1 tRNA gene and 1 rRNA gene are annotated in these 580 nt (G+C 59.3%); both read left to right on the top strand.

Going from position 1 to position 580, the window contains the following annotated elements:
* Nucleotides 1–99: ribosomal RNA gene (locus tag WG924_RS28080) — 16S ribosomal RNA — on the top strand; the annotation flags it as partial.
* A 74-nt stretch (nt 100–173) separates the two neighbouring features.
* Nucleotides 174–250 (top strand) — tRNA-Ile (locus WG924_RS28075).
* Nucleotides 251–580: the final 330 nt, after the last annotated feature.

The raw sequence follows: 580 nt of genomic DNA, 5'->3' as shown, positions 1-580 counted from the left end.
GACCCGAAAGGGGGGCAGCCGTCCACGGTAAGGTCAGCGACTGGGGTGAAGTCGTAACAAGGTAGCCGTAGGGGAACCTGTGGCTGGATCACCTCCTTTCTAAGGACGATGACCGCCGTCCTCGCATCCCTTCCGCGTCGCAACCGTAGCCTGGAGCAATTCAGGTGCTGTGCGGGCCTGTAGCTCAGTTGGTTAGAGCACACGCCTGATAAGCGTGAGGTCGGTGGTTCGAGTCCACCCGGGCCCACCACTTTCTGAATACAGCACGCACGAACGGTTATCGCGACGTAGGAAGCGATAAGATTTCGACCCGCCCATCGACAGATGGATGCGGTCGGGATCGGTTTTCCGATCCGGATATTCCACCGGCCCTGAGGGGCTGGCTGGAACACAAGTTCTTTGGACAGTGTGAAGAGATGAGATCGTCTGATGTAATGCGAGCTGAGTGGCCGCGCGTCAGAACCGATCGATGACACCGTGACATGACCGCAGGATTGCGGGTGCATGCTCGCGGGTCCGGTTCTGGACGTGACGGCGGATCTCTCGAGCAAGAGAAGGGCATCTGGTGGATGCCTTGGCG

The sequence above is a fragment of the Tistrella arctica genome, assembly GCF_039630945.1.
Taxonomy (GTDB): domain Bacteria; phylum Pseudomonadota; class Alphaproteobacteria; order Tistrellales; family Tistrellaceae; genus Tistrella; species Tistrella bauzanensis.
This window is presented reverse-complemented; position numbering and strand designations above follow the sequence as displayed.